The organism is Streptomyces sp. NBC_00490, assembly GCF_036013645.1.
In the GTDB taxonomy this organism is placed as follows: Bacteria; Actinomycetota; Actinomycetes; order Streptomycetales; family Streptomycetaceae; genus Streptomyces; species Streptomyces canus_F.
On record NZ_CP107869.1, the window covers coordinates 133,570 to 159,353 of the forward strand.

20 protein-coding genes and 2 pseudogenes are annotated in these 25,784 nt (G+C 68.1%); 15 read left to right on the top strand and 7 right to left on the bottom strand.

The genetic code is table 11. The features are described from left to right. The first annotated feature begins 385 nt into the window (after positions 1 to 385). From OG381_RS00630 to OG381_RS00640, 3 genes are all read left to right on the top strand, one after another. A complete protein-coding gene (locus OG381_RS00630; protein WP_327714088.1) occupies positions 386 to 1,147 on the top strand; it encodes an SMODS-associated NUDIX domain-containing protein in 762 nt (253 codons plus the stop codon). Positions 1,148 to 1,352: 205 nt separating this feature from the next. Then, entirely contained in the window at positions 1,353 to 2,618 is a 1,266-nt protein-coding gene (locus OG381_RS00635) for an IS701 family transposase (protein WP_443061846.1), read from the top strand. 209 nt (positions 2,619 to 2,827) lie between these two features. Continuing rightward, positions 2,828 to 6,100, top strand: a complete 3,273-nt coding sequence (locus tag OG381_RS00640) for a hypothetical protein (RefSeq protein WP_327714089.1) — start codon at positions 2,828 to 2,830, stop codon at positions 6,098 to 6,100. 465 nt (positions 6,101 to 6,565) lie between these two features. On the opposite strand, the gene OG381_RS00645 is transcribed toward OG381_RS00640, so the two are convergent. After that, positions 6,566 to 7,243 (bottom strand): HAD family hydrolase, encoded by a 678-nt coding sequence (locus OG381_RS00645; RefSeq protein ID WP_327714090.1) that lies wholly within the window; start codon positions 7,241 to 7,243, stop codon positions 6,566 to 6,568. Between the two features lie 131 nt (positions 7,244 to 7,374). Here OG381_RS00645 and OG381_RS00650 point away from each other — a divergent pair, with 131 nt between their 5' ends. The 10 genes from OG381_RS00650 to OG381_RS00695 all read left to right on the top strand — a co-directional run bounded on the left by OG381_RS00650 (position 7,375) and on the right by OG381_RS00695 (position 15,571). Further along, the gene (locus OG381_RS00650) at positions 7,375 to 8,589 is read left to right on the top strand and encodes a helix-turn-helix transcriptional regulator (protein WP_327714091.1); all 1,215 of its coding nucleotides are present in this window, start codon (positions 7,375 to 7,377) and stop codon (positions 8,587 to 8,589) included. A gap of 96 nt (positions 8,590 to 8,685) precedes the next feature. Continuing rightward, a complete protein-coding gene (locus OG381_RS00655; protein WP_327714092.1) occupies positions 8,686 to 9,048 on the top strand; it encodes a hypothetical protein in 363 nt (120 codons plus the stop codon). Between the two features lie 158 nt (positions 9,049 to 9,206). Next, positions 9,207 to 9,689: a hypothetical protein gene (locus OG381_RS00660; protein WP_327714093.1), complete on the top strand. Its 483-nt coding sequence runs from the start codon at positions 9,207 to 9,209 to the stop codon at positions 9,687 to 9,689. Between the two features lie 134 nt (positions 9,690 to 9,823). Beyond that, on the top strand, positions 9,824 to 11,239 hold the full coding sequence (locus OG381_RS00665) for an ATP-binding protein (protein WP_327714094.1): 1,416 nt from the start codon (positions 9,824 to 9,826) through the stop codon (positions 11,237 to 11,239). A gap of 41 nt (positions 11,240 to 11,280) precedes the next feature. Then, positions 11,281 to 11,775, top strand: coding sequence for a roadblock/LC7 domain-containing protein (locus tag OG381_RS00670; protein WP_327714095.1), 495 nt, complete (start codon positions 11,281 to 11,283; stop codon positions 11,773 to 11,775). After that, the gene (locus OG381_RS00675) at positions 11,772 to 12,155 is read left to right on the top strand and encodes a DUF742 domain-containing protein (RefSeq protein ID WP_327714096.1); all 384 of its coding nucleotides are present in this window, start codon (positions 11,772 to 11,774) and stop codon (positions 12,153 to 12,155) included. The genes OG381_RS00670 and OG381_RS00675 overlap by 4 nt, the downstream gene beginning before the upstream one ends. Before the next feature lie 76 nt (positions 12,156 to 12,231). Next, positions 12,232 to 12,780, top strand: coding sequence for a GTP-binding protein (locus OG381_RS00680; RefSeq protein WP_327722354.1), 549 nt, complete (start codon positions 12,232 to 12,234; stop codon positions 12,778 to 12,780). A gap of 20 nt (positions 12,781 to 12,800) precedes the next feature. Then, the gene (locus OG381_RS00685) at positions 12,801 to 13,433 is read left to right on the top strand and encodes a GAF domain-containing protein (protein WP_327714097.1); all 633 of its coding nucleotides are present in this window, start codon (positions 12,801 to 12,803) and stop codon (positions 13,431 to 13,433) included. Between the two features lie 103 nt (positions 13,434 to 13,536). After that, complete coding sequence (locus OG381_RS00690) at positions 13,537 to 14,787, top strand: acyl-CoA dehydrogenase family protein (protein WP_327714098.1); 1,251 nt, start codon at positions 13,537 to 13,539, stop codon at positions 14,785 to 14,787. 331 nt (positions 14,788 to 15,118) lie between these two features. Beyond that, positions 15,119 to 15,571 carry a DUF5959 family protein gene (locus tag OG381_RS00695; protein WP_327714099.1) on the top strand — a complete coding sequence of 151 codons (453 nt, stop codon included), beginning with the start codon at positions 15,119 to 15,121 and terminating at the stop codon, positions 15,569 to 15,571. On the opposite strand, the pseudogene OG381_RS00700 reads toward OG381_RS00695, so the two are convergent. The 4 genes and pseudogenes from OG381_RS00700 to OG381_RS00715 form a co-directional block, all read right to left on the bottom strand. After that, positions 15,553 to 16,390, bottom strand: a pseudogene (locus OG381_RS00700) (IS5 family transposase). The gene OG381_RS00695 and the pseudogene OG381_RS00700 overlap by 19 nt on opposite strands. Positions 16,391 to 16,487: 97 nt before the next feature. Continuing rightward, on the bottom strand, positions 16,488 to 16,742 hold the full coding sequence (locus OG381_RS00705; protein ID WP_327714100.1) for a DNA-binding protein: 255 nt from the start codon (positions 16,740 to 16,742) through the stop codon (positions 16,488 to 16,490). Beyond that, entirely contained in the window at positions 16,742 to 21,085 is a 4,344-nt protein-coding gene (locus tag OG381_RS00710) for a DUF6531 domain-containing protein (protein WP_327714101.1), read from the bottom strand. The genes OG381_RS00705 and OG381_RS00710 overlap by 1 nt, the downstream gene beginning before the upstream one ends. 7 nt (positions 21,086 to 21,092) lie before the next feature. After that, positions 21,093 to 21,404: a hypothetical protein gene (locus tag OG381_RS00715; RefSeq protein ID WP_327714102.1), complete on the bottom strand. Its 312-nt coding sequence runs from the start codon at positions 21,402 to 21,404 to the stop codon at positions 21,093 to 21,095. Positions 21,405 to 21,763: 359 nt separating this feature from the next. Between OG381_RS00715 and OG381_RS00720 the strand changes: the two genes are divergently transcribed. Continuing rightward, positions 21,764 to 22,696 (top strand): restriction endonuclease, encoded by a 933-nt coding sequence (locus tag OG381_RS00720; protein WP_327714103.1) that lies wholly within the window; start codon positions 21,764 to 21,766, stop codon positions 22,694 to 22,696. A gap of 293 nt (positions 22,697 to 22,989) precedes the next feature. On the opposite strand, the gene OG381_RS00725 is transcribed toward OG381_RS00720, so the two are convergent. Beyond that, positions 22,990 to 24,912, bottom strand: coding sequence for a TerD family protein (locus OG381_RS00725; protein WP_327714104.1), 1,923 nt, complete (start codon positions 24,910 to 24,912; stop codon positions 22,990 to 22,992). A gap of 232 nt (positions 24,913 to 25,144) precedes the next feature. Here OG381_RS00725 and OG381_RS49430 point away from each other — a divergent pair. Then, positions 25,145 to 25,246 (top strand): annotated as a pseudogene (locus tag OG381_RS49430) (helix-turn-helix domain-containing protein); the annotation flags it as partial. 267 nt (positions 25,247 to 25,513) lie between these two features. On the opposite strand, the gene OG381_RS00730 reads toward OG381_RS49430, so the two are convergent. Continuing rightward, on the bottom strand, positions 25,514 to 25,648 hold the full coding sequence (locus tag OG381_RS00730) for a hypothetical protein (protein WP_327722767.1): 135 nt from the start codon (positions 25,646 to 25,648) through the stop codon (positions 25,514 to 25,516). Between the last annotated feature and the right edge of the window lie 136 nt (positions 25,649 to 25,784).

Here is a 25,784-nt window from a genome sequence, read left to right on the forward strand (position 1 = left end):
GCGGGCAGGCAGTGGTGCGTTCGGCGGGACTGGCGTGTCGTGCCGGTACTTCTGCGCGAGTCGGGCCGGGGCCGTCGACGCCGCGCTCTAGCTAGGGCGACTCGCGCGCGCGGGGTGGTGGCGGCATCGTTGTTGGCAATCCAAGGGATCCCGTGCCGTCCGTAATGGACACCACTGTCCTCTCCAGGTGAGCCTGCGAGCGGGGCGCCGGGTGAGCTGCTGCTTGTAATTTTCGCTCGTGGCCCGGGGCGACATCACTCGATCGGGCGAGGAATCGACCATTCCGCTGTGCAGAGTGAAGCTCGGGGCATAGCCTCTGGGGCCACGAAGATCACCTGCCGTGGGGACGGCAAGGGATGTCTTCGACTGTCTTTCGGGGGGCTTAGTGATCAATGCGATTGTGGTCGGCGCTGCTGTGGCACTGCTCGGCTGGATCGGCCGGACGCTGGTGCACAACTGGCGCCATCTGTCCTTGTTGCGGTTGCTGTTCACGCCTCGCCGCACCATCCGTATCTCGGTGGCCGCCCTGTTATGCGTTCAGGAAGAGGATCACTACGTCCTCTTCGGTTCCCCCACCCGGCCGGGATCGTTCGGACCGCCGGGCGGAGTTGTGAAATACCACGACTCGGAGCGTCGCGCCCTCGAGAAGCTGCGGTTCGAGCCGGAAGCCCGCACACGTGCCGTGATGAAGCACGACCTGCGGGGCTTCCTTCCTGCTGCCAAGGTGCCCGGTTTCGCACGATGGCTGCACCGCGGCACGGGCCGAGAGCCTTCATCGGACTGCCTGCGCCGCGAGCTCGCGGAGGAATTCGGCGAAGTCGGTCACCCCGAGCTGACTCACCTGCCGCAGGCGGTGGGCTTCTCACCGGTCCGCAAGGTGATCGACGGACCGTGGAATGTCCCGGGCGAGCCGTATCAGCAGATCCGGTTCATCGAGGTGTACGACCTCCTGCTCGACCGGCCCGAGGCCGACGAGCTGCGGACCGCTCTGCTCACCTTGTCCCAGGACCCGGGTGACTCCCAGGTGATCGGCGCCACCCGGCAGGAAATCCTGCGAGGCCGGTCTGGACCTCACCAGATCCTGCCCCAGTCCGCCTTCCTCGTCGGGGTCCAACGCGTGCGCGAGGATATCCAGCCCGTGCGCTGAGAGGCGACACCACGTGAACGACCCCTTGGCCCTGCTGCACGCCGAAGCCACAGCCCTCAAAATCGCGCTGACCCCGGATCTGCTCGGCCGGGTCATGGCCTGCTTCAGCGAGGGCGTCTTCGCCAAGCTGCTAGACCCTAGTAGGGCTTGGTCATCTTCAATTGCGTATGCGTGTCTGATGCTGCGTGTGTGTCGTTGGAGTGGTGTGACACCTGAGGAGATGGCCTCGGTCCGGGGGGACTTGGAGGCGTTCGCGGCGGAGTTGTTCGACGGGTTCTTCCGTGCGGATCAGCGGCGGTGGGGACAGGCGTATGTGCGCGGGCTGCTGCTGGACGGGCAGCGCAAGTCGGTGGAACCGATGGCGGCCCGGCTGGGTGAGGACGGCAACCGGCAGGCGCTGGCGCACTTCATCACCTCCAGCCCGTGGGATCCCGCGCACGTGCGGGCCCGGCTGGCCTGGAGAATGCACGAGGCGATCAGCCCCGAGGCGTTGATCGTCGACGACACCGGCTTCCTCAAAGACGGGGATGCTTCGGCGTGTGTGTCGCGGCAGTACACCGGCACCGCAGGCAAGGTCACCAACTGCCAGGTGGGCGTCTCGCTGCACCTGGCCAACGACCGTGCCTCCGCCGCGATCGACTGGCGGCTGTTCCTGCCCGCGTCCTGGGACCCCGACGCGCCGGATGCCGACCCGGTCAAGGTGGCCCGCCGCGGCCGGTGCCAGATTCCCGCCCAGGTGGGGCATGTGGAGAAGTGGCAGCTGGCCCTGGACATGATCGACGAGACCCGGTCGTGGGGCATCGATGTCCCCCTGGTCGTCGCGGACGCCGGATACGGCGATGCCGCCGCCTTCAGGCTGGGCCTGGAGGAACGCAAGCAGCCCTACGCGGTGGGGATTTCCTCGCGCCATACCGCCCAGCCCGCCGACGCCCGACCCGTCCAGCCCGACTGTGCGGGCACCGGCCGGCCACCCACGATGCAGTACCCCGAGCCTGCACAGACCATGAAAGACCTGGTCATCGCCGCCGGGAGGACGGCGGCACGGCCGGTGTCGTGGCGGGAAGGATCCCGGCCGGGCAAGAGCCACAGCGGCTTCAAGCGCATGTATTCGCGGTTCGTCGCCCTGCGGATCCGTCCGGCCGGCCGCGGCATCCGCCAGGCCACTGGTGAAGGGGAATTGCCCGAGCGGTGGCTGCTGGCGGAATGGCCCGCGACCGAGCCCGAGCCGGTCCAGTTCTGGCTCTCGAACCTGCCCTCCGGCATGCCACTGGCCACACTGGTGCGGCTGGCCAAGCTCCGCTGGCGCATCGAGCACGACTACCGCGAGATGAAACAGGCCCTGGGACTGGCCCACTTCGAAGGCCGCACCTGGAGCGGATGGCACCACCACGTCACCCTCGTCTCCGCCGCCCACGCCTTCTGCACCCTGCAACGACTGGCACCAGACCCAAAAGACGCCACGCAGGCCTGAGCCTCTACCAAGTCGTCCGCGACCTGCAGACCCTCCTCGCCACCTGGACCGGCGCCTGCCCCACCTGCCACCGCGACATACCCACACCACTACGAACCTGACCAAGCCCTACTAGCGCCGGTGCCACAGTCATCGAGGAGGTCTGGAACGCGACGTACAACAAGCTCGAATTCGAGAACGCCGTCATCGTCTGTCTAGCCCTACGCCGCGTGCTTGCACTCGGGCCCTCCCTGCTCCGGCCGCATCTGGGCGCCCTCAAGTGGAAGGCAACCTGGTGTCATGTCCACCTATACCTGGCGGGCGCGCTGTACCAGCGGTCCAAGGAACTGATGGGCACGGGTTCCGGCGACGTCGTCCGCCCGATGCTCACCGAGGCCCTGCGCTGCTGGGACGTCGTCGAACCAAACGACTTATACCTCGTCGAGAAGAGCGCGGACGGCGGCCGGATCTGGCGCGGGAAGCGTGGGGTCACCCGTCTCATTCTTGCCCGCCAGGACGCGTCCCCCCTCGCCCTGCTGCGCGGCGCGAGGACCGACCTGCGCCTCGCCGAACAGCGCGGCGACAACACTGCCGAGCACTTCGCCTTTCACCTGGAGGTCCTCTACCGGCTGGCAGAGGACCGGGCGGAACTCCCCGCCCTGTGGATCGAGGCCGAACAACTCGCCGCCCGGTCCCTGCCCCATGTCTCCGGTTCCTTCACCTGGCTGTGTGCACGCGGCGAACTGTATCTGCGCAAGGCCCAATCAGTGGTAGGCCCTGAGGACGAGCCGCTCCTTCAAGGACCCGACTCACCGATACCCGACGGCGAGGGAGATGTCTCGGACATCTCTGAGGAAGACGCAGCCGTCGCCCGCCGCACGGCCGCACTGGAGGCCTACAAAGAAGCACTTCGAAACTTCCAGGAGGCACAGGACCGGGCCACCAGCCGGGAACACGGCTTCCGGCTCGTCATGCTGCGCCATAACCACGGCGTCGCCAGAGCGGGCATCGCCCGTACCCTCCAGGCGCTCAGGCGCGTCGAAGAGGCTCAGGCGCATTACATCACCGCGATCGAGGACATGCGCTGGGCCGCCTCCCACGATACTCCGGTTCAGGGATCCGCATTCGCCTCGGCACTGAGCGACTACGCCCTGTACCTGTACCGCACGAAGGACTTCGCTGCGACCCACGCGCTCGCGGAGGAAGCCCAACTTCTCTGCGCGGCCAACCCCGGCTCACTCACCGAGTCCCGGCAACGGTTCGTCGTCGAGTTGTGGCGTGCCGCCGCGCTCTCAGCTCTCTGGCCACCAAAGGAGGCACAGTCCGACGAGTTGGCGGACCCTGACGCCAGGTCTACCCCCGACCCGATGGAGGTACGGGCCCGGCTCGACCTGCTCCTGGCCGCCGGGCCGGCCGAGTCGCTGTCGATCCTGCCACTCGTTCTGGCCGCCTGGCTGCTCGTAGCCCAAGCGGACGCGGCTGACCTCGCGCGCGTGCGCGCCACCCTGACGACCCTGCACGCGCTACGGGAGACGGCCCCGGTCGGGACCCGGTCCTGGCTGTGCGCCCAACTTGGCGGGCTGTGCGGCCGTTTGTACCGGCTGTGGCGGGCAGCGGACGACACGGCCACTGGGGGTCTCCAACCACCTCGCTTCGACAACCTGGTCGCACAGGCCTACACCTACTTCGGTGACGCTGTCCGTGAGGCGACCGTCCGCCGTCGGCACTTCGAGTTCGGTCTCGGCAGGGCCGCGTTGCACCATGCCAAGGCGCTCCTTGCGGAGACAGGGGATTCCGAGACCGTCGTCATGCTGCTCCACGAGGCACGTGAAGTCTTGCTGGGGTGCCTCAAGGAAGGGGCCGCGTCGGACGACGCACTTCTTGCGCCGGCTGCCCCGGTGGAGCAGCCGCTCGTCCGCGAGCGCGTGACCAGCTACCTCGGCGAGACCTGTCTGCGCCTGCACACGCTGACCCAGGACGGGGCCCACCTCCTAGAGGCGATCAACTGGTTCGAGCAGACCATCGCGGCGAACGAGGCAGTCGGCAACGTCCGGGGCATGCTGGGCGACGCCTACCTCCGCCGGGCGCGAGCCGGAGGCATGCACGACCTGCGCAACGCACTGAGGCACAAAGCACGGGCTCGCGAGGCGGGGGACCGGTCTCGTGAAAACCACAGCGTGTCGGCCGCCGGTCATCATCGTCTGTGGCGGTCGACCCGGGATCCGCAGGAGTTTGTGACCGCGGTCGATCTGGCGCTGCAGGCCTTCGCGCTCGACCCGGACTGGCCATGGCCCCTGCTGCAACTTGCCGTCATGGCGGGTGAGTCGGCCACTGTGCTGGCACCGCCGGAACAGGCGGATGCCAGCCAGGCCCAGGCCGGGGACGCCGAGACGCGTCGGCTCCGTGCCGCCGTATGGGCCGGCGACCAGGACCTGCTGCACCAGCTGGCGGCGAGGACTGCCGTGCATCATTCGCAGCCCTTTCGCAGGGCGGTGCTCGGTGGGCGGTCGGAGACTTTCGTCCTCGATGACCCGCACCAGCTCCTGTCCACCACTTTGGTACTGAAGCCGACCTACCGCGCCGAAGCGCAGGCCGAGCAGTCCCACCTCGCCTCCTTGAGGCAGTACCTGTGCGATACCGCCGCCCCACACTGGATGCGGCTGCCGGAGGTACTCGCCCTGGTAGACCTGCCGCTCAACTTCGCCAACAACCGAGAAAGGCGCCCGGACACGGCCCTCGCCTCCCGCCGCGCCGTGGGCCGCTGCCTCGCAGGTGTCATCGCCGACGCGTACGAAGGTCGTAGACGGTCACCGCGCGAGCTCGTGGGCGACACTCTGCGATACCTGGCCCGCATTCACGTGTGGTCGAGCCGCATCGCGGACCTCGGCGGCCCCGGTGACGCGGCCCGCGCGCATGCCGCCGTGGCGGCCGAACTGGAGAAGCGCGCCAGCAAACTCGCCCTCCCTGACACCCGCGGACTGGTGGAAAGCTGGAAGGCTGCGGTCCGATGCCCACTGGCGTCGGTACCCGGCCGAGACGCCCACGCGGAGAACTGGCTGATCACCAATGCAGGCGACGTGGTGGCCCTCGATCTGGAGCCGCACGGGCGCTTCCCCCTGCTCTACGAGGTGGTGCAACTGATCGAAGACCATGCCGCACTGAGCCTGAAGGAGAGCGACTGGACGGAGCGTGAGGCCATGTGCCAGGTGTATTTGGACGAGCTCATGGCCCTCGGGCACCCGGACACCGTGGCAGCTTCCGACGTGCTCCCGGCCTATCAGGCGTTCGCACTGGTCAGAGGGGTGTTCCTGGTGGAGCACCTGACGGTTGGTCGATTCGGCCCCGCACCGACGAAGCGCGCGCCAGAATCGACCGGCTCCCGCCGCTGGGCCGACCGCCGTCTCGATCACGCCCACGCCCTCATCGAACACTGCGCCAGCACCATGGCCGACACCCGGCTGCGAGACATGGCGCTGCGCCTTCAGGCACTGCTGCCCAGGTGATCGTCAGTCGAAGCGGGCTGTGGCAGCGAACTCGGTCTGGCGACGGTAGCTGACCAATCTCCCCCAGGCGTCCCCCAGGGGGAACAATGGCCGGAGGATTGGCTGCTCAGAGGGCGCAGATTCAGCCCGCTGTAAATCTGCCAACTCAGCCTTCCCAGGCTCGAATCCTGGCGCCGCCACACTGAGGGAGACCCTCACCCAACTGCGGAAACGCAATTCGGAGAGGGTCTCTTCATGTCGGCATTGGTTCTCAGAAAGCTCCGTCTGATCGCTTACCAATTGTGCCCCGTCGAAGAGGCTGTGAGGTGGCCGGCCGCCCGCTCCCGCGGTGGCCAGCTGTGGACGACCACGAAATAGGCGAGGCTCTCCAACAGCTCCTCACCAGCCGCCGAGTCAAGCCCGGCACTCCGGGACTTCGCTGTTCGAGAATCGCGCATGAGCGTGGTGGAGTTGGCCGGACTAGAACTACTCGTTCTCGCCCTGTACGAGCTTCACCAGCAGTTCCGCGTCGCGCAGATCCGACAGCACCACCTCGGCACCGGCGTTTCGAAGTACCGCTTCGTCGCTGCGTCCAGATGCCACGGCGATGACCCGTACACCGTTGGCGTGGGCGCCTTCCACATCGGCCGGTGTGTCTCCGATCAAGACCGCGTCCTTGGCCATTGTGTCCGCGCGGCGTAGGGCGAGTTTGACGAGCTCGGCGCGGCTGTCGTTGTCCTCGCCGTATGCGCCGAGTTCCCACCGGATGTGTCGGTCGAGTCCGAAGACTTGAAGTTTGATTTCGGAGACCGGTCGGATGTTGCCGGAGACCACCGTCTGCCGGATCTCAACGGCGTCGAGGGCGTCGAGGGCGGCGGCCGCACCGGGCAGAGCGTGGCCGTGCTCGCGCAGGTGCGCGGTTTGCTTGAGGTGTTCTTCCGTCAGCGCATGAGCGAAGCGCTCGAAGTCGGTTCGGTCGGTGGTCAGCCCGTGCAGTTTTGCGGTCTCGCGGAAGATGACTGGCTCCGTGATTCCGTCGATCTTGGCCTGCTCGCGCATGACCTGCCCTGTGGTCTGCAGGAACGCGGCTGCCGACAGTTCGCGGCCCACGCCGCGGGTGTCGATCAGCGTATGGTCGATGTCCCACAAGATCAGTCGCTGCATGGCGCCTCCCGAACTACCCACCCATCACTGGGCTCTTACCGGTCACCTGAATGTGCGCGGACCCCGCGCCCGCTGAAGCACTCCGTTCTACGCTGACGGTACGAGACGCGAGTGGGGAAGGGGGCAAAACGGTGATCGCACCGAGACTGCCCGTGGGCCAGAAGGTCAAGTATTACCGCCGCAACAACGGCAACCGTACCCAGGCGGCCATCGCTGGCCTGTGCGGCATCACCGAACGCTACCTCCAGCAGATCGAAGCCGGGCAGAAGGTGCCCTCCGCCGACGTGCTGTCCCGTCTCGCCGCCGAACTCGGTGTACCGCTGGCCGCCTTGCTCTGCGAAGACGGCAGCGAGGAGTCGACCGTCCCCCACACCGCCGCGCCCGCAGTAGCTCGCGCCCTCATGGGCTACGACCGTCCCCGCAGCGCGGATCCCACGAGCCCGTCGGAGTTGCGGGAACGGGTAGAGCAGGTGTGGCGGACCTGGCAGTCGTCGAAGGACCGGTTCACGGCCGCGGCCCTCGTCCTTCCCGATCTGATCGGTGATGTCGAGCATGCCGTGCGAGTGCACCGCAGCGGAACCGATGCCCAGGCGCGGCGCGAAGTCCTGCGCGTGGCAGCGGATTTGTACGGGCTTTTACGGTCGTACTGTCGCCGCGCCGGGCGCCTCGATCTGTCGCTCATGGTCGCCGACCGGGCGATCCGGGCCGCCGAAGACGCCGATGACCCGGTGCGTATCGCCGCAGCCCAGTGGAATCTGGGCCACGTCCTGCTGTCCCACGACGAGCCGGGCGCCGTCGAGGAAGCCAAGGAGGTTGCGCTGCGCGCCGTCGAGCAACTGCGACAGGCGCCGGTGACCGATGAGGCCAAGGCCGTCGAAGGGGCCCTCGAACTGGTCGCCGTGGTCTCCGATGCCCACCGCCGTCGTTGGTGGCAGGCCCGTGACCGGCTCGAGCAGCGCGCTGTCCCGCTCGCCCGGCACGTCGGTGAGGGAAACGTTCAGTGGACGGTGTTCGGGCCGACCAACTGTGCTTTGCACGCGATGAGCATCGAGATGCTTGCCGGCGAGGCGTCCGAAGGACTGCGCCTCGCCGACCGGATCGATACAGGTGGCCTGCCCAGCCGTGAGCGGCGCTTCACCTTCGGCCTGGAACTGGCCAGGTGCCACGACCTTCGTCGCGAGAATGCAGCCGTCCTTGTCCACCTGCTGGACCTGGAGGACATCGCTCCTGAGGATCTGGCGCGCAGCCCTCTTGCGCGCCACATGATCCTGGACCTCCAGCAGCGGGTCCGCCCCACCTTCCGCCGCCAGGTCAACGAACTGGTTCAGCGACTCGCGCTCGTCTGATCACGAACTCGCGGTTCACCCGAACTCTCAGTTCGGGTAGCCGTGTTGCGTCAGTCGTAGGTTCGCTGCACAGCGCAGCGAAAGACGGGACGACAGATGATCAGCGATGCGGAACTGATGTTGACCGCGGCCGGGCTGCGGCTGGTGGCCGCTGGTGTCGCATGGGACGCCGTGAAGGTGCAACGGCATCGAGGCGTACGTGCGATCGAGCTACTCGAGGAACCCGGCGCCGTGGCCGTAGATCCGGCTCACCCCGAACCCTTGCTGTACTTCTTCGTCCCAGCAGGCAGCGCCGCCCAGTGGGACGTTCCGGACACGCAAGCATTGGGCTCGAACTCATACGTGGTCCTGCCACCGGACCATGCCGAGGCGCCGCCCGGCCCCTACTGGCTCATTCCTCTCCAGCACGGGCTTACAGCGGCCGCGGCGCTGCGTCAGGCGCTCGAGGCAGCTCAATGACTCCCGCTCACCCCGCGGTCCGCAGCAGCGCAGGTTTCATCCATGCCACGGCCAGAACAGGCGCGGCACACCGTGAACGAGTACTTAGCCGAGGTGCGGCAGAGCGGGCTCGTCTTGGTCGACCAGCACGACCGCAGCCGTCATCTCCGGGAGCTCCCGTGAACCCTTCGCCCCAACCCACCGAGCCCCCTGCACTCATCGCGATCGGCGGTCAGCCCGCGTACCGGTGGGAGGACCGGTTGAAGGGGGATGAGTTCGTCGGATGCAACGTGCGGTTGCGGGTGCGGCCGCGGCTGACGGTGGCTCGCTGGCCGGGCAACATCGACATCGCCACACGGGTCTGCGGCCACCTCATGGACAACGTCGTGCGGCACGCGAAGCTCTTCCCGGACCGCATGGTTCCCATCCGGCTTATCTGCCCGAGCCGACACAGCGAGCTGATCATCGAGGTCGACGACGCCCTCCCGGACTTCCCGAACTTTGACGAGATCGTCAGCCAAGGCACCGACGGCTACCCGCCGGTGACGGGTCTGTGGTGGATCGCCCACGCTAAGGGGCGCTTGACGTGGGATCTGCTGCGCAGCGACGACGGCGAGGTCATCGGCAAGACCGTGCAGGCCGTACTCCCGCCGTCCCCCTGACCGCGCCGAAACGCCTTCCGCACCGCCCTCTCGCCATTCATCCACACCCGTTGCTGAGGATTGTCATGTCTGACGGCGTATCCCCCGCCACCACCGCAACCCCCCGCCGGCACAGGAGGAGACGGGGCGCCCCGATGCACCGCGGCCTGCACGATCAGATCCGCGCCGCGGTCTTACCGCCACGATTGGTGGACGGCGCCCTACTCGGCTCCGCCGCACTGGCCTCGTGGACCTTGCCCATACCGGCCGGGACCATCTTCGGCGCGATGGCCTGCGGCCTGTGCGTGAACGGCCTGATCGCTTGGGGCCGTACGAGGACAGCATCACGGGCCGTCCAACACCACTTCGACAACCAGTTGGCGAGCGTGCAGGACGCCATCGCTGACGTGGAGAAGGCCACGCAGGCGGCAGTCGATGCGCTGCTGCGCGGGGAAGGGATCCCCTCCCCGGTCGTGTTCGTGCCGGCGATGGGCGATGAGCCTGCGACGTCGGAGGTGAAGCGGCTGCTGGGCGAGCTTCAGGAGCGGGTGGTGTGCTCGCTGGCCGAGGTGCATGCCAGTCGGCAGTCGGCGGTGCTGCTGGAGGTCCTGCGCCGCCTGGCACAACGTGAACATGCGCTGGTGGAGAAAGCACTGGCCGCGCTGTCGGAACTGGAGGGCGCGACCGACGACGCCGAACTCCTGCACCGCATCTACCAGCTGGACCACCTGGTGACCCGGATTCGGCGGCAGGTGGAAAGCACGGGCGTGCTGGGAGGCCAGTCGCTGCGCGCCACCCGGCGGCCGGTGTCGGTATCGGTGGTGCTGCGCGGCGCGGTCTCCGAGGTGGTGGCCTACCCCCGCGTCGACGTGGTGGCCGGCCAAGCCGGGGCTGCGATCGGGCTGGCGCAGCAGGTGGGGCCGGACCTGTCGCACCTGCTGGCCGAGCTGATCGAGAACGGATGCCGCTTCTCCGCCCCCGAGACCCGGGTGATCGTGCGGGCGCAGCCGGTTCCGGTGGGGCTGGCCATCGAGGTGGAGGACCGCGCGCTGCGTATGCAGCCACCGGTGCGCGCGCAGCTCAACCAGCTGCTGGCCGCGCCGGACACGATCGACGTCAGCGACCAGGTACGCCGCGGCCACTTCGGCCTGCTCACCGCAGCCAAGATCGCACAACGGCACGGCCTGACCGTCACCCTGTCCGAAAACGTCCTCGGGGGCACCACCGCCCTGGTCGTCATCCCCCGCCGCCTCCTCGTCCCCATCCAGGACGACGACGCCGAGGAACTGCCAGCCCCCAACGCGCCCGCCCCCGTGCCACCGGCAGCGTCAGGACCCGCGCGGGTTCCCACTCCACGCCGTTCCGACCTGGCTCCAGCTCCGGCTGCGGCCGCAGGTCCCACCGGGCTGCCGCAGCGGAGGAAGGGGGCCGGCCTGCCGCCACCGGCGGCCTCCGCGCCCATTCCCACGGGGGCGGCAACGGCGGGCCTGGCGGGTGCGTTCCGCAGCGCCTACCGCGCCGCCAGCCCCACCACCCCCGCGCCGCCGCACCAGCCCCCGGCGTCCCACTAACCCTTCCCCCACCCAGCTCTTCTCTTCTTGGAGTCCTCCGCATGCTTTCGCACAGCGATCCCGTATCCACCTCTGACGGCACCGGGGAGCACCGGGAGTCGATGGCCTGGCTGTTGCGCGAGTTCGTGAACGAGGTTGCCGGTGCCACTCATGCGGTGCTGGCCTCGCGTGACGGCGTGGCCTTACTGGACAGTGACATCGACAGAGACTGGGCCGATGAACTGGCTGCGGCCGTGTGCGGGCTGGCGTCTCTGGGCGGCAGCATCACCGGGCCACGGCACGAGAAGCACCTGCCGCGGCAGATCATCATCGAGCGTCCGGACTCGCTGATCTTCATTCAGTTCGCTGGCCGCAGCGCCGCCTTCGGCAGTCACAACGGTATCGGGCAGCAGTTCGTGGACACCGTGCTGTGCGTGGTGACCACGCCAGAGGCCGACGCCGGCACCGTGGGCTTCGAAATGGGACGCCTGGTCACCGCCTTCGAGCCCCACATGCTGACCCCGGCCCGTACTCTCCCGGCCGACACCACACGATGACACCGCCCCCGCGGCGCCCTTCGGTGGCGGCCGATCCGGACACGGCGGCCTTCGTCAGACCGTACGCACTCACCCGGGGCCGTACCCGGCCGCAATACCGGCTGCACCTGGAGTCCGTGATGCACCCCGGCACCGGACGCCCAGGGCCCAGGCTGCCCGAGGAATGCGGGCGGATCACGGCCCTGTGCCGGGCCCGACCGCGCTCCGTCGCCGAACTGGCCGGCACCCTGGGCTGCGGCCTGACCCCCGCCAAGATCCTCATCAGCGACCTCCTGGCCGCCCACGTCCTCATCCCCGCCACCGCCAGCGCGTCCGATCCCGACCAAGACCTGCTCCTGCGGCTGCGCGCCGCCCTGACGATGAAGTGGCTCGATGAATAGCCCACAGACGCGAACTGAGGATTTCGCCGGGGACGGACACGCCGAGACCGGTGCAGGCCGCACCGTGTTCAAGGTGGTGATCGCGGGTGGGTTCGGGGCCGGGAAGACCACCGCGGTCGGCGCCATCAGCGACATTCCGCCGCTGACCACCGAAGAACGCCTCACCGAAGCGAGCCTCCCGGTCGACAGCCTCGACCACGTGGCGTCCAAGACGACCACGACGGTGGCGTTCGACTTCGGCCGCGTCGGCTTCACCGAACCGCATCCTTTTGAGCTGCTGTTGTTCGGCACGCCCGGCCAACAGCGGTTCTCCCACCTCTGGTACGACGTCTGCAGCGCAGCCATCGGCGCCATCGTCCTCGTCGACACCCGCCGCTTCGAGGACAGCTTTCTGGCGGTGTCGTTCTTCGAACAGATCCGGCTGCCGTTCATCATCGCGATCAATCCGTTCGACGGCGCCGTCCGCTTCCCTCACAAGGATGTCCGCCAGGCCCTCGACATCGCCCCCGACATCCCGATGGTGCGCTGCGACGCCCGCGAGGCCACCCAGGTCGCGGCCGCCCTGGTCACCCTCGTCGACCACGCCCTCACCTGCCTCACCACCCCCACCCCCTTGGACATGTGATGACCCACCAGCATCCCCTCATGCCCTCCCCCGCTGCCATCGGCCTCACCGGTGCACGCCCGCTGTCTTCCGCCGGGGAGGCGGTCATCGCGCCGCCCGGCCTGCTGCCCCACCAACCGGCCTCGATCAGCGCCGCCACCGCGCAGCTGCTCGCCGTGGAGCAGGCGCGGCAGGAGGTCATCGCACGCCTCGGCATCGCCCCGGCGGCTGACGATCTCATGGACCGTCTCGCGCGGGAGATGGCCGAACGCACCGGGCTCGCCTATGGCTTCGTCAATATCTTCTGGTCCCAGCAGACGTTCATCGGTCTGCACCAGCCGCCCCCGGACAGCGGGCTGATCCCGGTGGGCCGCAGTATGAGCCGCCGGCACGGCTGGTGCCCGGAAGTCATCGCCCGCCAAAAGGCCCTGCCGTTACCTGACGTGTACGCCAACCCCCGCTTCGCCGGCAACCACGTCACCGACGCCCTCGGCATCCGCGCCTACTTCGGGGCGCCCCTCATCGATACGGAATCTGGAGTCGCCTGGGGGACGGTGTGTGTCATCGACCCCGAGCCCCGCCCCCTCCGCCAGGCCCAGCATCTCCTCGACATCGTCAAGGACACCGGCAACACGGTGGTGCAGGCCCTGGCTGCCAGAACGCCCGCGCACTGAGCCTGCGTCAACCCCTCCTCAGCCTCATCCTCACGCCCCACCGGCCGCCTGGGGGCCGGGGCGCACCGCACTCGGCGACCTCAATCAGGGACAGGGAGACCACATGCCCACCACCCCACCCCCCTCACTGGCCCCCTTCCTGACGGATGCCCACCTGCCGCTGTGGGAGCAGGCCGACGCGTTCGCCACCGACGAGGCCGCCGCACGCATGAAGCGTATGGAGGCGGCCCCGCACCAGGTGGAGCGCACGCTGCCCCAGATCATGGCCAAGCTCGGCTGGTTCGGCATCACCATCCCGCCCGAATACAGCGGTATGGGTGCCGGGCATGTCGCGCGGACGGTTCTGATCCACCGCTTGGCCGTGGTCTCCGCGGCCGCGGCCGCCGTCCTGCAAGCTGGCCTGATCCCCATCGGCGCCCTATCCCACTGGGGCACCCCCGAACAGAAAGCCCTGTGGCTCCCCCGAGCTGCCGAGGGCTCGGTGCTTCTGTCGATCGCGGTCACCGAGCCGCACGTCGGCGGGCACATCGGCGGCATCGAGACGGTTGCCGTCCCCGCGGGAAACGGCCAGTGGGTGATCAGCGGCGAGAAACTGCACATCGGCAACAGTCATCTCGCCGGCCTGCACGTCGTCGTCGCCCGCACCGCGCCGGCCGACACCACCGCCTCGAGGGCGCTGACCGCGTTTCTCATCGAGCACGACCGCAAAGGGGTGAGCCTGGCCCCGCACCGGGCCCGCCTGGGCTTGCACGGCTTCAGCGCCGGCCGCCTCATCTTGGACCGGGTACGCGTGCCCGCTACGGCGATGCTCGGCGAACTGGGCCAGGGCCTGCACGTCGCGCAGAGCAGCAGCATCGTCTACGGGCGCCCCAACCTCACCGCTCTCAGCCTCGGCCTGCACGAAGCCTTCGTTGCCACCACCGCGAGATGGCTGAGCGCCCGGCCCCGCTACGGCGCCCACCTCGCCGACCTCCCCGTCGTCCGCGACCGCCTCGGCGCCATGCAAGCACGGCTCCAGCAAGCCTCCTGCACCGCCTACCACGCCGTACACCTCCTGGACCAAGGCCTGCCGTGCGACAGCGTGTTGATCGGCGCGAAGCACACCGGGCATGAGCTCGCCGCCGCCAGCGGACGCGACGCTATGGAACTGCACGGGGCCCACGCACTTGACGGCGACTATGCGCTGCAACGCCTCTTCCGGGACGTCCAGCACACCTATGCCCCCGCCGGAACCGGCGAGTTCCAGCGCATCCACCTCGCCAACACCGCCCTCGGCACCCCCACCACCAACTGGTCCCAGCAGCTGACAGCCGTCCCCAGCCCAGCGGCGAGAGGCCAGCCCACCGCCGCATGAACTCCCGTGCGCGGCAACCCCGTTGCCACTCCCCTTCCGCGCGCGGGCCCAGCACCCCTGGCGTCGATCCCGTTCCCCCACGGCCGGCGCCAGGGGCCCACCCCCTTGTTCCCCGGTAGGACGGTGACCGGGGGACAAGGGCCACCACCGGCCGCTGGATGGCCCGTATCCCGTCCAGCTTTCCTTGGTCACCGGAGTGTCGGCCGCGGTGCCGGGCCGCTTAGAACTCCTAACGAAATGAGGCGGGGGGATAACCTGCTTGTGCCCGTTGATCTGGTTCAGAGACCCTGAGCTCTGACAGATGTGAGCGGGCAGGGCAGAGGGGTGCAGGGTGGAACTGATCAGCCTCTTGGATGGCGACAACAGCTTCCGGGTGCGTGTGCTGGGGCGTAGGTCGCCGGGCGTGTTGCATCTTCACGACCAGCTCGACGCAGAGGCCATTGTGACCAGCAGCTTCGTCAGCGGTCGGTTGGCCATGCCCCTGTTCCCTTCCGACCTGGAGAAGTGGTCCCGTGCTCTGGACCTACTTGCTGCCGGTCAGGACATCTGTTGGAGGGACGACGACCACAGTCCCGAGATCAAGATCCAGCCGTACAACGAGGAGCATGAGACTGTCGCTGTCCGTGTAGAAGATCTGGGCAGTTCATGCGTCTCCGTGTTCCTTCCCATGAGTCTTGAAGAGGGCTGGATCGACGAGCAGCGAAAGCTGCTCGGGCAGGTGCTGCAGGAGTGGCCGAGCGAAGTGCTGGAGTCTTCACCGGGCGCCTATGAGTGGCGGCGCTGAACTGCGGCCAGGCGCCGCCAGCAGATGAGTGCGCATCCAAGGGTGCGGAAGGCTTCGTGGATGTCGTCGCGGATCTCCCAAGTCATGCGCAGTCGGCGGAACCAGTGCAGCAGGGCAAAGCTCTGCTCGACCACCCAGCGGTGCACGCCCAGCCCGGAACCGTGTTCGACGCCGCGCCGCGCGATGACCGGGTTGATCCCGAGAGCCCGCACCTGCTTGCGGTACTTGTCGTGGTCGTAGCCGCGGTCGGCGTAGAGCGCGACCGGTCGTCGTCGGAGCCGACCGCGCCGTCCGCGTATGGGCGGGACGGCCTGCGGCAGAGGGATGAGATGGGTGACGTCGTTACGGTTTCCGCCGGTCAGCGAGACCGCCAGCGGGATGCCGTGCCCTTCGGTGATCAGATGGGTGCTTGGAGCCTGTTCGGGCACGGTCGACCGGGCTCGGTCCTGTTTTGGGCCGCCTTGAGCGCCCGGACGTGCGAGCCGTCGATCACCGCCCTCGACCAGTTCAGCGCGCCAGTGGCGTTCAGCTCGGCCAGAAGCGATTCGTGCAACCGCTGCCAGACGCCCGCGTCGTTCCAGTCACGCAGGCGCCGCGCCGCCAGCAGGTCATACCGGAGCCGAAGCCCAACTCCTGGGGCAGGAACTCCCACGGAATGCCGGTGTACAGCACGAACAGGATGCCCGACAGCACCTTCCGGTCGTCCAGACGCTTGCGACCGGGGTGACCCGTGCGGCGCGGCACAACCGGCAGCAACAGCTCGATCCGCTCCCACAGCCCATCCGGCACGATCCACGGCGGCTGCTTACCCCTCCTCATATCCAGGCTAACAACCCATCAGACACCAGCATTCCAAAGCAAGTTGCAGCATTCTGTTAGGAGTTCTTAGCCGAGGCGCTCCGCCATCTGCGATTATCTACCCATCACTGCCGAATTCGGTAACCCAGGATTCAAAGTCCTCCTTCCCATGCAGATATTGACCAGGCCCCTCCATGAGGTCCGCACCGGACAGCCGGTCCAGCGCGGTCCAGATCCGCTCGTCCTGCAGCTCTGGCGCATCAGAGTCCATCACACGCAAGGCCCATTCCGAAGCCTCCTCGGGACTGATGGCGCCGGAAGCAAGTGAAAACAGGTGGGAGCGAGTCGACGCTTCCAGATCTTCGTTTCCCATCAGAACGTCCCCGTGAAATTGCCGTTCCTGTCGAACTGGTAGTGTATCTTCTTCCCGCCGGTCACACTGACGTCCGGGCGCACGATCCTCACCTTTCCGTTCGCGTCCAACGTTTCGTGCCAAATACGCTTGGCGCCGGTTACCGGATCCCACTCCCGTACCAGACGCCTACCTATCATCTCGCCCGGATTCCGGGCTGGGGTGATCTCTCCGTAGAACCGGAACCGACCAGTGGCCAGTTCCTTGTAGCCGCCCTTGCCGTACTTCTGTGCCTGAGAGTAAAAGTCCTGCAGCTGCGCCGCGTTCGCCGTTCTCGGACATCCCGAAAGGCCGAGTGGATCGATCCAGAAGAGCGGGTTCTCGACGTAAGCGTACGAATTATCTGCGGGTTCGAGACCGAGAGGGTCAGGAGAGCTGTATCTAGCAGTATCAGGAACGTAGTGCCGAAAGTAGTTGTAGTGGTGACCGGTTTCCTTGTCGTAGTACTGTCCAGGGAATCGCAGAGGCGTGTAAGCGTGACTGTCCGCCGCCCATGCTGTGGCACCCCAGAGTGTCGCACGGGCCCGCCAGGCAACGTGTCCCTGCTCATCTACCAGTTCAGCGGGCGCCCCGACAAGGTCTGTAACGATAGAGAAGAATCGTCCGTCGATTTCCTGCTGTGGAGCATCTACCGCGGTGATGCGCTCGGACTGCGATACTGGGTGCAGGTCGTCATGGTCCCAGGTGAGGGTGACAAAGTGGGGAAGTCCCGCGCTCCATGAGGTCTCTTCGCAGAGCGTTGCACCGTCCCAGGTGAAGTCAATCTGCTCGACCACCGCCTCACTACCGGGAGCAGCCATGCGTATTTTCGCGATACGCCGCCCCAGCGGGTCGTACTTGTACCTCCATTCGCTCCCGTCCGGTGTCCTGACCGCTGTCAGGTGGTTCTCGGCGTCCCACTCGAACCGCCAGGTGTCGGGCTTTCGTGAGAGACGGGTCTGTTGACTCAGGATCAAGCGACCCGCCGCGTCGTGCTCGTAGCGCACGGTTCCCGCTCTTGTGATCCGGGTTCCCGCGTAGTCGCGCGTCCCCCGGGTGTCCTGGCTGGGGTGCTGCTCGGGCCAAGATGCCTGGGTCTGGTTGCCCGCGGCGTCATAGGCGTACGACTCCCGCCACTCCTCCGCCTGGACAGCCGTGACCCGGCCGATCGGATCCAGGACGTAGCGACGAGAGCCGTTCAACTGGTCCTCGACGCTTGTGACATGGCCGTCCCGGCGGTAGACGTAGGCCCGTTTCTGTATCGCGTGCCCGTCCACACCGATCACCGACTGCGTGCGCAGCCGGCCGAGTTCGTCGAAGTCGTGGAGCAGACGGGTATGCGTTCCCATCCGACGTTCGACCTCACGGCCTGAGGCGTTGCGCGTGAACGCCAGAGTCCTTCCCGACGTCGTGAGTTCGGCGCGGTTGCCCACCGCGTCGTACGTCCATCTGCTGACGGCGCCCGACGGGGTGGTGCGTCCGACTGTGCGCCCCAATGCGTCGTACGTGTAGCTGAGTTCCCTCCTGTTGACGATTTCCGACAGCACCTGGCCGGTCGCATCGCGCCGGACGTCCAGTACCGCGTCCGGCCCGACAGCATGGATCAGCCGACCTGCAGGGTCATAGGTGAAGTCGGTTGTGCGTCCCGCCGCGTCCTTGCGCAGTACTTGGCCCAGAGCGTTCCGTTCGAAACGGATCACCTCGACGAGCGGCGTGATCTGCTCGGCGAGCTGTCCTGCCGCGTCGTGGTGGTATCGCTGCACGCGTCCGTCGAAGTCGGACTCCGCTACCAGGCGACCCGCCGCATCGTACTCGTAGTCCCAGGTCAGACCCTGTGGATTGAGAACCTGGACGAGACGGAGCTCGCTGTCGTGGGTGAACTCGTAGCGGACGCCGTCGGCACCGATACGGGCTGACACGATGTCGAAGTACGTGTACTCGAATCGTGAGACGCCGCCGTTGGCGTCCTTGTGATGGGTGCAGTTGCCCTCACCGTCGTAGAGCCAGGTCTCCTCGGAGCCGTCGGCAGCGGTGCGACAGGCGGGTCGGCCTTCGACAGTCCATTCCATGCGGGTCCGTGCGCCCAACGGGTCGGTCACAAGTACGGGGCGCCCGAACGCGTCTCGCACATACGTGGTGACAGCCCCCAGAGCGTCCGTGACTTCGACGGGCAGTCCTGCTTTGTCGTTGCGGATGCGGGTGCTGTGACCGAGCGCGTCGGTGACGCTCGCGAGACCGCCGGTCCTGTCGTAGCCGTAGCGTGTCGTGTGACCAGCCGGGTCAGTGACGGCCACGAGGCTGCCGGCCTTGTCGTACTCCTGAACCCACCTCGTGCCGTCCGGGTTCACCACCAACGTCGGGAGGCCCGCCTCACCGTATTCGGCCGAGCTCTGTGCACCGTCCGGGCGCTCCACACATTCCGTACGACCTTGGTCGTCGTACGTGTACCTCGTTCGCCGCCCCAACGGATCTGTCACGGCGACGAGTTGGTGGCTCTCGTCCCACTCCTGTTCGGTGGCATGCCCGAATGGGTCGGTCTCGCGGATGAGGCGCAGGGCCTCGTTGTGTTCGTAAATGCGGGTGTGGCCGAGGGAGTCGGTGACGCGGGTGGTGCGCGTGGCCTCGTCGTAGCTGAGGGCGGAGGCGAGGGCGTTGCCGGTGCCGCCCGTGGCGATGACGCGGCCCTGCTCGTCGTAGGTGTACCAGTAGGTGGTGTTGTTGCGGTCGGTCCAGGAGGTGATGCGGCCGTCGGCGTCGTAGGTGTAACGCATCGGCAGGCCCGTGGAGTTGACCTCCTCGGCCAGATGGCCCATCTCGTCGTAGCCGAGGGTGAGGAGGGTGGTGCCTGCGCCATCCGGGCGAGTGGGGTCGAGCAGGCGCAGGCCTGTGATGCGAGACCGGGACGGCTCGTGGTCGATCGCGATGTGGTAGCCGCCGGAGTGAACCACCGAGGTGGGGATGTCGCCGCCGTCGCCGTAGACGATGGTGATGCGGTTGCCGTTGCGGTCCTGGACGTGCTGCAGGGGCAGGTCGACCGCGGTGTCGTCGGCAGCCGGGACCAGGCTGTGGAAAACCTGTATCAGGCCGGTGTCAGAATCGGTGATGCGGACCGCTCCGTCTGTCTCGTCATCCCAGGACAGCAGCAAGCGGGAGCCGGGCGTCTCCGGGTGAACCGGTTCGTCGCTCTCCGGGTCCAGAAGGGGGAAGCACAGTCGGGCGCCGTCCGCCGCCGCGTACACGAAACCGTCGTCGTCAGCCTGCACGCGCTGGTCCAGCGTCGAGGCCCAGGACGGGCCGAACCAGCCGCCCCAGCGGTAGGACGATATGTGGGTGCGTTCCAGGATCAGCGGCAGTACGCCCGGCAACTGGACGTCGACGCGGGGCAGGGCCATGTCGCCAGTGGCCACGTCGATCGGGTCCCGGACGAACTTCTTGGCTATGTTCTGTATCGAGGCGGGCAGCTTGTTGAAGCCCGGGTTCAGCTTCAGCCGTTCGAAGGCGGCGCAGTCCAGCTTGAGGCCCTTGCTCAGCTTGGCCAGGTCGGCCGGCTTGAGGGCCTTGAGCCCCTTACCCAGAGCCTTGCCGAGCACCCCGAAGCCGATCCCCAGCAGGGCGCCCTCGGTGAGGAGACCGGCCAGCTTCTCCGGGTCCTTGAACGCGGCTGGATCCCTCAGCAGCGCGTCGAAGGCGGCGAACTTCGCGCCGCCCTTGGCCATCTTGGCTGCCGCCGCGACGCCGCGGATCTCCTTGAGGGCCTTCAACGCCCGCTCCACCGCCCGGATGACCTCCATCACCCCACGGATCGCGGACGCGAGTGCGGTGCCCTCCTTCTCGATCCGGGCGACCAGCGCGACCACCTTGACCGCCCGTGAGCCGGCCATGAGGGAGGAGGCGACCGCGGAGGCGCCGCCGGTCAGGACGGACAGGGCCAGGCCGGCGATCTCGAACTCGGCTATCTCCGCTACCAGTACGCCCATCTCGGTGAGCAACTCGTGCGCCGTGTCGGCGAAGTCGTCCAGCGCCTTGGCGCCGTCGCGCAGCGCGTCCGCCATGTCGGTGGCCTGCTTGCGGGCCGCCTTGGAGCGTTTCTGGAACGCCTTGGCGGCCTCGCCCTCCCACTCCACGTCCGCGAGTGCCTTGCGGGCCGCTTCCGCCGCGTCGTCCAGGCCGGTCGCCAGATGCCGCCACTTCTTGGCGATCTCGCGTATGCCGTCCGGGTCGACGGCGGGGTCGGTGATGCCGAGGAACTCCAGGCCGCTGGCGAGGTTGTCGCCGAACATGTGGTTGAACTTGTTGACGTAGTGCAGGGGGTTGAGGTCGACCACGCCCGGCTCAGCCCTTCTCGGCGCGGGCCGCGGCCGCCAGCAGGATGTCCAGCAGCGTGAAGGCGTCGGAGACGTCGCCCACGAACGTGGCCTCCGTCTCCCACTCCTCCTCCAGGCCCCGGGTGAGCTTGGCCAGGGTGGTCATGCCCTCGCGTATCTCCTCCGTGGCGCTCAGCAGGGAGCCGAGCGCGCCCAGCGCCGACAGATCGTGAGACTCGGCCTTGAACTCCTGCAACGGCTTCGCCGTGTGATGCCCCACCGCCCGCAGCCCCGTGGCCGCCTTGTGCAGTGACGTTGCTTCCTTCTTCAGGTCCGACACGCGAACCGACCCCCGTACTTCACCCTGTGCACATGCCAACCTTGTGACCTTAGCCAGGAAGGTTCATCGGAAAGCAAGGCGCACACCAAGGATCGACAAAGCGGACCCGGTCGGCCGACGCGCGTCACCGGCCTTGCCGTTACGGCCCCACCGGGCAGCGTCTACCAGCGTCCGCCCCGACCGGGAGCGGCGCGCGATGTCAGTGAACCAGTCCCCGGGCAGATCTAGCGGGATGACGCGGCCCCAGTCGTAGGAACCGGGCAGTGGCACGTCGTAGTTGATGCTGGCGGCCTTGCCATGTGGCTACTGATCTCCGGTGCCGGGCGGGCCACCGGTGGTGACTCCGGGGGGAAAGCCCGGTGACCAGCAACGACTTCACGTCGATCGATGTGTTCTGCGCCCTGGACGTGGGCAAGTCCGCCCATCACGGCACGGCTGTGCTGGCCGATGGCCGTACGGTCTTCGACACCGATGCCACCGCGAGCCCTGGAGGCCCGGACTCGGGTATCGATGTCCGGGCCGGGCGCGCCCTTGGACAGGTCAAGTACCAGGCCGCCCAGGTCGGGCGTCCGGAGCTGCAACGCTTCGCCGGCGCGCGCCCCCACGGGTCGACCGCGCAGCTGATCTTCTTCAACGGCAGCGACTACACGACCACCGCCGTGGCCTACGCCAGGGAGCGGGACATCGCGCTCTTCACGTACCGCCTGGACGGCACGATGACGCCGGTCAACGACACCGCTCGTCGTATCCACCGAGCCACCCCGTCTCCCGCACCCGCACCCGCACCCGCCACGGTCCACGACCCCGAAACGGCGGGGGCGCCCACGTTCTGGCGGCGGAACTGGGGCGTGGTCGTGGGCGTTTCCCTACTCATGGCTCCGCTGGGATCGATCGGGGACGACAAGACCTACACCGGGCCGCTCGCCCTGGACATCGTGAAGTTCATCGGCATCCTCCTCGGATGCTGGTCGGTCGGCGCGCTCCTGCTGGCCGCGCGGTTCGGGGTCCGGCTCTCCCTTCGGGCCAGGCCCTTGCGAGTGGCCGTCGTACCCCGGCCGCGAACGGACCCGGCAGTCGGCGCGATGGGGGCGCGTGTGCCGCGCCCCGCGCGCGACCGGTTCGTGACAGTCTCTGGGGCCTCGCGTGAGGAGCAGGTTGCCGAGGCCACGCGGCTTCTCCGCTCCGGCAGCAAGCCGCATCACGTCGACCGCATCCTCAAGGACCGCGGTGTGGGCTTGCTGGACCGAGGCCACATCCTCAACGAAGCAAAGAAGCACAACAGGCGTTCCTGAGGACCGGCCCGCGGCAGCGTGGACAACGCGGCTGGGCCGCCCGTGTGCATGTGGCTGCTTCCCCGGCCGCCGGCGGCTTCGCACAGCGGAAGACCCCGGCCGTGTTCACGGGCCGGGGTCTTAGCAGTCGAGGGTCGTCCGCGGTCGTGTCCCTCCCCCACGCTGCCTCGGCTGCCGATCCCCGCGAACCGCCCCGCCGCCCGACCTCTCGCCGGGCTGCTGCGGGACATCGAGGCGATCCTCACCGAGTGGCGAGCCGACGGCTCGACCAGCGCGATCGTCTGTCGCTTCGCTCACTTGGCGACGTCGACGCCGTAGCCGCGAGCGAGGTCGGCCAGTCCATGGTCGTAGCCCTGCCCGACGGCCCGCAGCCGCCACCCGTCGCCCCTGCGGTAGAGCTCGGCGAGGATCATGGTGCGCTCGGTGGTGGCGGCGTCGAGAGTGGCCCGGGCGGTCGGGGCCGCGCCGATCCCGCAGGTGACGGTGATCTCGACGGCCCCGACGTCGGCGAAGGTCGCAACGCCGACGATCGCGGCGGCGATCACAACCCGGTGGATCTCCAGGGGCAACCGCTCCAGGTCCGCGGTGACGGCCTGCTCCGTCGGGCCATCTGTGGCCAGCCGTACGGTGCCGTCCGGGTGCTCGGGTGCGCCGTAGAAGACGAAGTCCTCGTCTCCCGGAACCTGTTCCTGCGCGTCGACCGCGAAAGCGACGACGTCCACGTCGCAGGCGGTCTGCTGGCGCCAGGCGGCGGCCACGGTCCAGGCCGTGCCAGTGTCGGGCAGGTCGATGACAGCACCTCGGACCAGTACGTCAGCAGTGTCCGGCCGGTGCCCGACCGTGCTCTGCGTCGGCGCGGGGGTGGGTGCGCGGAGCCAGTCGGCGTCGTGCACGCGGAGAGCGAGCGCGGTGATGCGGCCCATGCGCCGGTCCGCTTCGCCGCCGGGCAGCACGACGACATCGGAGACGCTGGCCGAGAGGTTGACCGCTGCGGAGGCGCCGAGGGCGACAGCCCGAGCGCGCGCCTCGACGGCCTCACCGTGGGTGCCGCCCAGGACCAGGACACGGCGTCCGGAGAGCGTCTGGCCCGCCGTGACGGTGGCCGCGGTCGGCGTGACAGGGCTCTGAGCCGGGACGTTCGGCGCGGACGCGGCCGGTGCGGCAGGACGCTGAGCCGGCACACTCGGAGTGGAGGCGGTGAGCGCCGCAGGACGCTGGGCCGGGACGTCCCGCGCCAGCGCCGCAGATGCAGTGGTCGAGCTCCCGAGCGTCTGCGCCGCGGGACGCTGCCGGGCGGTGCCCTTGGCCTGACCTGGCCGCACACTCTCCAGCAGTCGCAGGTAGCTGAGCTCGTCCACGAGGGGCACGCCCTCGTCCGCCGCACGACGCAACTTGGCGGATGCGGCGCTGGATTCGTTGGTGACGACGACGCTGGTCTGGCCGCTGACCGAGGTCATCATGTTCAGACCGGCCGCCACCGAGCGGGCAACCAGTTCCTCGCGGGAGACCTGGGTGTCTCCGGTGATGGCGACCTTCATGCCTTGCACCAGCGGCCCGCCCGACTCCAGACGGCCCGGATTGCGGTACGCGCAGGGCGTCTTGGGGACATACGGCTTGCAGTCCTGTCGGGGCGGGCACTCCAACAGCGGCAGGGAAAGCCCCAGCTGCTCGGCCGCGCCCAGCGAAGCGCGCAGGATGCCGGAGAGCACCCGTACGTCGTCCTGCGCGTCGTGGGCCTTCTCCTGACGCACGCCGTAGTGAGCTGCCAGCGTGCCCAGCTTGAGATCAGGGGTCGCGGGGCCGACCAGGCGGTTGAGAGCCAGCGTGCACAGGCGTCTACTGACCGGCACCCAGGAACGGACATGGGCGAACTCGTGGGCGAGGAAGTCGTAGTCGAACTGCGCGTTGTGGGCGACCAGGACCCGGCTGCTGAGCAGCGCCCCCACCTGCGGCGCGATCTCCTCGAAGGCGGGAGCGTCGGCGAGACGGTCGGGCGTGAGGCCGTGGATGTGGACCGGGCCGGGATCGCAGCCCGGATTGAGGAGAGTGGAGAACTCCCCGGTCTGGTTGCCGTGTGCGTCCAGCGTCAGGATCGCGAGGGACAGGACGCGGTCCCGTCCGGGCCTCAACCCTGAGGTCTCCACATCCACCAGCGCCCAGTCGTGGACGTAGTCGGGCAGGGTAGGCCACTTCGGGCTCGACGACAGCAGGACCATATGGGGCTCCCCTCCCCTGGGCGCAGCGGGCAGCACGCCCTCTCCGCGCCGGTGATCAACTGATGGGATCTTCGCACGCGCCGGGTCCAGCCCGTGGCTTATCCGCAGCGGAGAACCCACCTGAAGGCGGGCAAGCCAGCGTGCTGCGCCTGAAATCACCGGCTTAAATCTGTCGCTAGTCATTGCTGCCTGCAGGGGTCACCTTGGCGAGGTAGCCAGCGAGAAGAACACGGTGATCGCGAAAGAACTGCGGGCCAGTACCCGGTCGGTGGAGCGGTGGCGCCGCTCCTGGCGCGAGGGAGGGCGGCAGGCCCTGCGTCCTTCAGTGCCTGCAAAACGGCCGAAGATCAGCGACAGCGACTTCGCCGTGCTCGAGCCGCTGTTACTGACAGGCGCGATGGCTCAGGGCTGGACGGACGAGCGGTGGACGCTCTCGCGGGTGCAACTCCTGATCGCGGATCACCTGGGATGTCGTTGTCGATCCGCGGAGTGTGGGAGTTGCTGCGGCGGCACGGTCATGTCAGGCGCCTGCGCGACGGGCCATCGAGCGGGACGAAGCGGCGGTGGCCGGCTGGGTGAAGGAGACCTGGCCCCCAAGGTGCTAGCCGTAGCAGCAGGTGCCGGCGTACCAGGTGCCGATGTCGCTGGTGGAGCCCAGGTGAGTCTCGCCCGGATGCACGCACGCAGAGCAGACGAACGGGGACCAGTCGTAGTCAACCTGCCAGAATTCCGTCATGCCCCGAAAGCCTGGGTGGTGTCCCGCCACGTGGTGTAGCCGATCAAGGTGCCGAACGCCCAGGTCGCGGCCCCGATCGATTTTGCCGCACGGCATATTGGGTTTGCGCCGCTGCGACCGGCGAGAACTGCCGGGC